Below are 7,107 nucleotides of genomic sequence, written 5' to 3' on the forward strand. Positions count from 1 at the left end.
CCTTATCCACCGGCTCGATGCCGATGCCGCCGGGCTAATGCTCATCGCCCACGATTCAAAAGCCGCTGGCGCCCTCTCCCAATGTTTTTCCGGGCGCACCATGACCAAGCATTACCTTGCCAGGGTAACAGGCATCATCCATACCCGGGACCAGCTCATAGACACGCCGGTTGACGGCAAAGCCGCCATCAGCCGGGCCACCACCCTGAGCACCGATGAAACCAGTCAGACCAGCCTCCTGCAAGTAGCCATAGAAACTGGTCGCAAACACCAGATTCGCAAGCACTTGGAGAGCATAGGCCACCCCATTGTCGGCGACCGTCTGTACGGCAAACCTACCAAGGCCACCTTGCAACTGCTGGCCGTCAGCCTCGAGTTTGACTGCCCACTGAGCCGCCAGCGGGTGAAACTGGAATTGCCGGAGCCGCTGAACAGGCTGGAGCCAGCCTGATCACCTGATGCAGGATCATTCGACGTTCTGCGCAGTAACGCCTGGTCAAATAAGCTGGCGTCAAAATTGTAATATCAGAGCAAGCCCCGGCTGTTTTTGTTACAGATAGAAGGGTAAATACAGCGCAACAATGGGAAAGAAATAAACGATCAACAGGCAGACAAACATCAGCAAGATAAACGGCCACACGCCGCGCACAACGTCCATCACTTTGCCCCCGGCAACGGCCTGTATCACGAACAGGTTAAGCCCTACGGGCGGTGTAATCAGGGCGCACTCGATCATGATCACGAAAATGATGCCGAACCATATGGGGTCAATGCCCAGAGGCGCCAGCGACGGATAAAGCACCGGCATCATGATCAGCAGCATAGATATAGACTCCAGGAAGAAGCCCATTACCAGCAATACCAAGCACACAGCCAGTATGAATAGACCGGCACTGCCAATGTGCATGCTGACGAACATCGAGATGTCTTGCGGAATCTGATACAGGGTGATGGCTTTGCCAAACACTTTGGCGCCGGCCATGATTATGAAGATCGTTATTGTGGTTTTCATGGTGGCAATACAGGCCACTTTGAAACTATCCCAGCTGAACGTTTTCAGTGCCAACACGATGATCAGTGATAGTGTCACGCCGATGGCTGCGGATTCTGTCGGTGTGAACACACCGGCGTAGATACCGCCAATAATAATTACCGCCAGCATAATGATGGGCAGTGCGCGCAGGCTTGCAACGCGGCGCTCGCTTCTGGACGCCTTTGGCACCGGCTTGCAGGCCTTACCAAACGTTGCGTACACAAAGCTGAATACAATAAAGCTACCAGCCATGATCAAGCCCGGTCCAACTCCAGCCAGAAACATATCCACTATGGATTCTTCGGTAATAACGCCATAGACAATCATCGGAATCGACGGCGGAATCAGAATACCAAGCGTGCCACCGGCGGCAATCAGGCCCAATACAAAAGGCCGATGGTAACCGCGATCCGTCATCTCTTTGATGGCAACGCTGCCAATGGTCGCCGCGGTTGCCACAGACGATCCTGAAATAGCCGAGAAAATCGTGCACGAGGCAATGGTTGCGATGCCCAGACCACCGGGCCAATGGCCAACCCAGGTTTGCACCGCATTGAACAGATCTTTACCAACGCCGCCTTGCAATAGGATGTTAGACATCAGCAAAAACAGCGGAACAGACAGCAAAATAAAGCTGTCGAACGAAGAATACAGCGCCATAGGTACCATCAGGGGCGACATGTCAGCCAGCAATAGCATGGCAAGGCCAAGCCCACCCAGTACAAAACCCACAGGTATGCCTGATAGCAACAGCATTAGCAGGGCAAATATAATCAGCGCAACGGACATCAGACGTGGACCTCTTCGGCCGGCTGCAGGTGACCCGTCAGCACAAGCGCGGCCTCGGTCAGGCACTGAATAAACAGCAGGCCAAAACCAAGCGGAATAGCGCTTTGGGTGATCCACATCGGCAAGCCCAGCATGGAGGCGGATGCAGAATTTATGGCAATGGCGTCAATCACGATTTGCGCTCCGTACCAGGTAACCCAGGCTGAAAACAACGCAATAACGAGCAGCGACCACAACTCTGCGATAATACGTAAGCGTGGGCCAAAGCGGCCGATGAGCATATCGATCCGAATCAGGGCCTGATGCTGTAGCAGCCAACTGACGCCTAGGCAAGATGCCCAAATCTGACACAGCAATGCCAGGTCTCCTGCCCAAATGGTGGGGGACAGGAATAGGTAACGGGCAATCACCTCATAGGTGATCATGGCTGCAATAACCACAAACAAGGCGGCAGCAAGTCGCCCGCAAAGGGTAACCACGGCGTGGTTTGTGCGCACCCAGAATGAAGGATGGCTGGCGCGCCAGGCCTGCGGATTTTTTAATGAAGCGTTGACATCTGACATGAATAATCCCGACAACAAAATATTGAACAGTAACGGACGCCTGCTAAACAGGCGTCCGTTTACGGGAGGGTATGGCTAGAATCAGAGCGCGCGTGCGGCGTCAATCACTTGCTGTCCGAGGGGGCCTGCGTTTTCGATAAAGCCATCAAGCACAGGGCGGGTTGCCTCCTGCCATTTGGCGATATCCGCTGGGCTGAGTTCAATCACGTTCATTTCGTTCTTGGCGCTTGCGATGGCATCGGCTTCAAGCGTCTGAATCTTGTCGCGCAACTGCTTTTCCACCTTTACCGCTGCGTTGTGCAAAATGGTCCGTTCGCCATCGGTAAGATCCTGCCAGACTTCTTCGTTGATGATGGTCATGAACTCGATGTTGGCGTGGTTTGTCAGAGTCAGGTGGTTCATTACCTGATAAAGCTTGCGAGGGCCAACTGCGGTCACGCCGGTCATGCCGGCATCAACGGTTCCGCGTTGGTACGCCAGAAACTGTTCAGACCCTGCCATTACGGTCGGAGAAGCACCCACAGATTTGGCGAACTCACCAAGGGTTTTACCGAACACGCGCACTTTCATGCCTTCCATGTCTTCCGGCTGCTGAATGGGTTTTTTCTTGGACAGCAGGGCGACACCACCGTACGCCTGCCACCACAAAGGGCGGGCACCCGTTTTGATGATTTCGTCGTCAAGCAGCGTGCGCACGGGGCTGCCGGGCTCGGTGGCTTTTACAACTTTGTCGTTGTTCGGAAACATAAACGGTACGTAAAACACGTCAACCGCTGGAATGGTGCCAGCCAACTGGGTAAGGCTCATTACGCCCATTTCTATGGCGCCAGAGCTTACGGCGTTGTGGACTTCTTTATCTTTATACAGTTGTGCAGACGGGAATATCTGAATTTTGATGTCGCCGTTGCTGGTGCTTTCGACTTCATTTTTGAAATCGACCAGGTTCTGCCCCAAGTGGTGCTTGAGCGGCAGCTGCAACGTCACCTTTAAGGTGGTTTGAGCGAGCGCGGGCATGGCGCCAAGGGTAGACATCAGCATGCCGGAATAGAGAAGGTGTTTTAATTTCATGATCATTCCTTGTTTTTAGTTTTCTTTGGGGATGGCCTGATCAGCTGCGGCCGTTTTGCATCAACTGCTTTACTGATTGCGGGAGCGGCCGAGTCTGGCTGCGCTGTCCGGCTTTGCGAACCTGTCCGGGCAGGTCGTGATTAACAATCCCGGCCAGGCGCTGCGATTGCAGCAACAAGCCGTCGAGGTCTACGCCTGTCTCCAGGCCCATTTCATTCAGCATATGAACCAGATCTTCGGTGCAAATATTGCCAGTAGCACCGGGGGCAAAGGGGCAGCCGCCCAGACCGCCCAGAGATGCATCAAACTGATGAACCCCTGCGGCCAAGGCCGCCAGCACATTTGCCAGTCCGAGGCCGCGGGTATTATGGAAGTGCAGTGTCAGCTCCAGCTCTGGCCAGCGTTCGCGCACGGCCTGGCACAGTGACTGTACCTGGTTGGGTACCGCCATGCCGGTGGTATCAGCCAGAGTCAGGCTGTGAAGACCACATTCCAGGTAAGCGTCAACAAAGCGCAGTACCCGCTCCTGTGTTTGCGGGCCCTCAAATGGGCAACCAAAGCTGGTGGCCAAAGAGCCATTCAGGCGCATAGGCGTTCCCGCCGTCATCCCGGCAATTTGCTCAAATTGCTGCAGCGACTGATCGCAGGTCATGCGCATATTCGCCAGGTTATGGCTTTCGCTGACCGACATTACCAGGTTGATTTCATCTACGCCGAGTTCCAGTGCGCGGGTACAGCCTTTTTCGTTGGGCACCAACGCCACATAGCGTGTCGGCGTGTCGCGTGTGATGGCGCGAATCACGTCGGCGGCGTCGCTCAGGTTGGGTACGGCGCGCGGCGAAACAAAAGAAGTCACCTCGATTTTATTCAGGCCAAGGCCAGCCAGGGCATTGATCAGCTCAATTTTGGTGGCCGTTGGGACAAAATCCGGTTCGCTTTGAAAGCCGTCGCGGGTGACCACTTCGTTAATCAGTATGCTTTTTGGAAGTTCGGTAAACATCAGATCACTTCCTTGTCTTTTAACGCCTGAATGTCCGCCGCGGAGTAGCCCAAGCTCGCCAGAATTTCGCCGTTATGTTCGCCAAGGCCAGGGCCCAGCCAGCGAGTAGTGCCCGGAGTGGCGCTTAGCTTTGGCACAATTCCCGGCAATGAAATCTCACCGCCACCGGGTAGTGGTTGTTCGGTAATCATTTCACGGGCGCGGAAATGGGGGTCTTCAAAAATCTCGGCCGCGGTATTGATCCCACTGGCGGGAACCGAAGCTTGTTCCAGCACGCCCAAGGCGTCAGCCAGAGTGCGGCGTGAGGTCCAGGCTTCAATGGCCTCGTCCAGTTCATCGCTGCGTTTAGCGCGGCCATCGTTGTGCGCAAGCTCGGGGTCATCCGCCAGATCCTGGCGGTCAATCGCGCTCATCAATCGTTTGAAAATACTGTCGCTGTTGGCGGCGATGACAATATAACGGTCGTCGCCGCTGAGGTAGGTACTGGATGGTGCAATGCCAGGCATGCTGGCGCCAGTGCGCTCGCGCACAAATCCGAACATACCGTATTCCGGGATCATACTTTCCATAACGCCGAACACGGCCTCGTAAAGCGCAACGTCAACGTATTGGCCCTTGCCACCATTTACCTTTAGGTGATGCATCGCCATCATCGCGCCGATCACACCGTACAGGGAGGCCAAGGTATCGCCAATGCTAATGCCGGCTCGTACCGGTGGCCGATCCGGGTAACCTGCAAGATAACGCAAACCGCCAATTGATTCGGCAATAGCAGCAAAGCCCGGGCGTGAGGCATACGGCCCATCCTGGCCATAGCCAGATACCCGGATCATGATCAGGGCGGGATTAATAGCTGACAGTTGCTCCCAGCCCAGATTCCACTTTTCCAAAGTCCCGGGGCGAAAGTTTTCGATAACGATGTCGCTCTCTTCCACCAGCTTATGAATGATGGCTTGAGCGTCAGGATCTTTCAGATTCAGTGTCAGGGATTTTTTGTTGCGGCTCTGTGAATACCACCATAGCGAGGTATCATTGTGCATTTTGCGCCAGCGCCGCAGTGGGTCGCCGGTGCCCGGTGGTTCAACCTTAATTACGTCGGCACCGAACTGGGCAAGGATGCTGGCTGCGTAGGGACCGGCAATCAGTGATCCCAATTCGAGGACGCGAACGCCTTCCAGGGGCAACGGCTTTTTTTCCGGATTCCCAGGGCAGGAAGATTCCTTGGTCATTTTCAACTCACCTTAAAATGGCATGGCTATCACATTATTTTCGAAAATAATGAGCCGGAATGAAAAAATGCCAAAATGGTTAAATGTGAGGCTGCCATCTCCAATTGCGATGACTGGAGTCAGTTGCTTGGTGTCAGATGTTCAAGCAGGCGTAACGTTGCCTGCGACAGCGGGTGTTGATTGCTGGTACAAAGTTTCAGGTTGCGGCTTGCCCAGTTGTCGGTGAGGGGTATGACCTTGATGCGGTGGGTGTTTACGTACGGTCGCGCAATGTCTTGCGGCATAATGCCGATGCCCAGATCCTGTTCGACCATGCGCAGCAGCGCTTCGTAGCTGGTTACCTGAATGCGCATGCGGAAGGTTTTTTCTGCAGCGGCGGCCGCCTGCAACAACTTGTTGTTAATGGCGCTGCCGGTGTGAAGGCCAACGTAGTTGTACTGCAGGGTATCTATAAAGTTCACGCTCTGGGCCTGGCTAAGCGGATGTTGGTTGGCAGTAATCAGAGCCAGTCGATCGGACTGGTAGGGGTGAATGGTCAGGTTTTCCGTGTTGCCAAGTACTTCGGTAAAAATGCCGATGTCTGCCTGGTTCTGTGCTACGGTTTCAATAATTTCCGAGCTAATGCGTTCTTCCAATTGAATCTGGATAAAAGGATGTTGATCCAGAAATGCCTTCATCTGCGCGGGCAGAAACTGGATGATGGCTGAAATATTGGCCACGATACGCACTTCGCCCCGCATGCCCTGAGAGTATTCGTTCATGCGCGCATGCACTTCTTCAAGTTGATGCAGCACACCCCTTGATAGCTGGGCTAGCGCCTTGCCAGCTTGGGTGCCTCCAACGCCACGATTGGTGCGTACCAGCAACTGAGCATTCAGGCAGGTTTCGAGTTCGCTGATGCGCTTGCTAATCGCTGAGGCCGCGATGTGTTCCTGCTCGGCAACGGCGGCTATGGTGCCCGTTTCCAAAACACGCACAAACAGGCGTAAAGAGGTGGGGTCCAAATGCATTCAAGCGCTCCAGGTATCTGCAATCCCACCGATTCTATGTATTTGCGCCCTTCAATCGGGTCGATGCCGCTACGGATGCTCTTCTGAGCCTGCACTGCCTGCTCACGGGCTTCAGTTAAGGGAAACTGACTGGACTTGCCGAGAGTCAGCTCACGCCGCTTGGCTGTATTGCTTCCCATCGCCTCACCCCTAAGCACGCCAAAGGAGAATTCAAGTAAGTCGAACTACCACCCTTTATACTCCCCAACTTCCGCTGAATTACACCAGATCTTCATAGACATCCATGGATAACCTATATTTTTTATATCAAAAAACCAGATATTTGTGGATGTTTATGGACAGTTTTAGGCATCACTCTATGTTCTGCACCTGCTCTCGCACTTGTTCAATCAGCACTTTCAAATCGACTGCTGCC

Annotated in this window: 7 protein-coding genes; 1 reads left to right on the forward strand and 6 read right to left on the reverse strand. The window is 54.0% G+C overall.

Annotated features, from left to right (window positions below; genetic code table 11):
• A partial coding sequence (locus tag AAC076_RS17025; protein ID WP_339848009.1) for a pseudouridine synthase occupies nt 1–451 on the forward strand: 451 nt, incomplete at its 5' end.
• 99 nt (nt 452–550) lie between these two features.
• Here the strand turns inward: AAC076_RS17025 and AAC076_RS17030 are convergent.
• From AAC076_RS17030 to AAC076_RS17055, 6 genes are all read right to left on the reverse strand, one after another.
• Nucleotides 551–1,822 (reverse strand): TRAP transporter large permease, encoded by a 1,272-nt coding sequence (locus tag AAC076_RS17030; protein ID WP_339807302.1) that lies wholly within the window; start codon nt 1,820–1,822, stop codon nt 551–553.
• Nucleotides 1,822–2,385, reverse strand: a complete 564-nt coding sequence (locus AAC076_RS17035) for a TRAP transporter small permease (protein WP_339807303.1) — start codon at nt 2,383–2,385, stop codon at nt 1,822–1,824. The genes AAC076_RS17030 and AAC076_RS17035 overlap by 1 nt, the downstream gene beginning before the upstream one ends.
• Nucleotides 2,386–2,466: 81 nt before the next feature.
• Nucleotides 2,467–3,459, reverse strand: a complete 993-nt coding sequence (gene dctP, locus AAC076_RS17040) for a TRAP transporter substrate-binding protein DctP (RefSeq protein ID WP_339848011.1) — start codon at nt 3,457–3,459, stop codon at nt 2,467–2,469.
• Between the two features lie 34 nt (nt 3,460–3,493).
• Nucleotides 3,494–4,453: a hydroxymethylglutaryl-CoA lyase gene (locus AAC076_RS17045; protein WP_339807305.1), complete on the reverse strand. Its 960-nt coding sequence runs from the start codon at nt 4,451–4,453 to the stop codon at nt 3,494–3,496.
• The gene (locus AAC076_RS17050) at nt 4,453–5,682 is read right to left on the reverse strand and encodes a CaiB/BaiF CoA-transferase family protein (RefSeq protein ID WP_291947605.1); all 1,230 of its coding nucleotides are present in this window, start codon (nt 5,680–5,682) and stop codon (nt 4,453–4,455) included. The genes AAC076_RS17045 and AAC076_RS17050 overlap by 1 nt, the downstream gene beginning before the upstream one ends.
• Nucleotides 5,683–5,801: 119 nt before the next feature.
• Nucleotides 5,802–6,692, reverse strand: coding sequence for a LysR family transcriptional regulator (locus AAC076_RS17055; RefSeq protein ID WP_291947603.1), 891 nt, complete (start codon nt 6,690–6,692; stop codon nt 5,802–5,804).
• Between the last annotated feature and the right edge of the window lie 415 nt (nt 6,693–7,107).

Source organism: uncultured Halopseudomonas sp. (genome assembly GCF_963977355.1).
In the GTDB taxonomy this organism is placed as follows: domain Bacteria; phylum Pseudomonadota; class Gammaproteobacteria; order Pseudomonadales; family Pseudomonadaceae; genus Halopseudomonas.

Coding starts and splice junctions, on each gene's coding strand:
- AAC076_RS17030 (WP_339807302.1), bottom strand. CDS start 1,822: ATGTCCGTTGCGCTGATTATATTTGCCCTGCTAATGCTGTTGCTATCA.
- AAC076_RS17035 (WP_339807303.1), bottom strand. CDS start 2,385: ATGTCAGATGTCAACGCTTCATTAAAAAATCCGCAGGCCTGGCGCGCC.
- dctP (WP_339848011.1), bottom strand. CDS start 3,459: ATGATCATGAAATTAAAACACCTTCTCTATTCCGGCATGCTGATGTCT.
- AAC076_RS17045 (WP_339807305.1), bottom strand. CDS start 4,453: ATGTTTACCGAACTTCCAAAAAGCATACTGATTAACGAAGTGGTCACC.
- AAC076_RS17050 (WP_291947605.1), bottom strand. CDS start 5,682: ATGACCAAGGAATCTTCCTGCCCTGGGAATCCGGAAAAAAAGCCGTTG.
- AAC076_RS17055 (WP_291947603.1), bottom strand. CDS start 6,692: ATGCATTTGGACCCCACCTCTTTACGCCTGTTTGTGCGTGTTTTGGAA.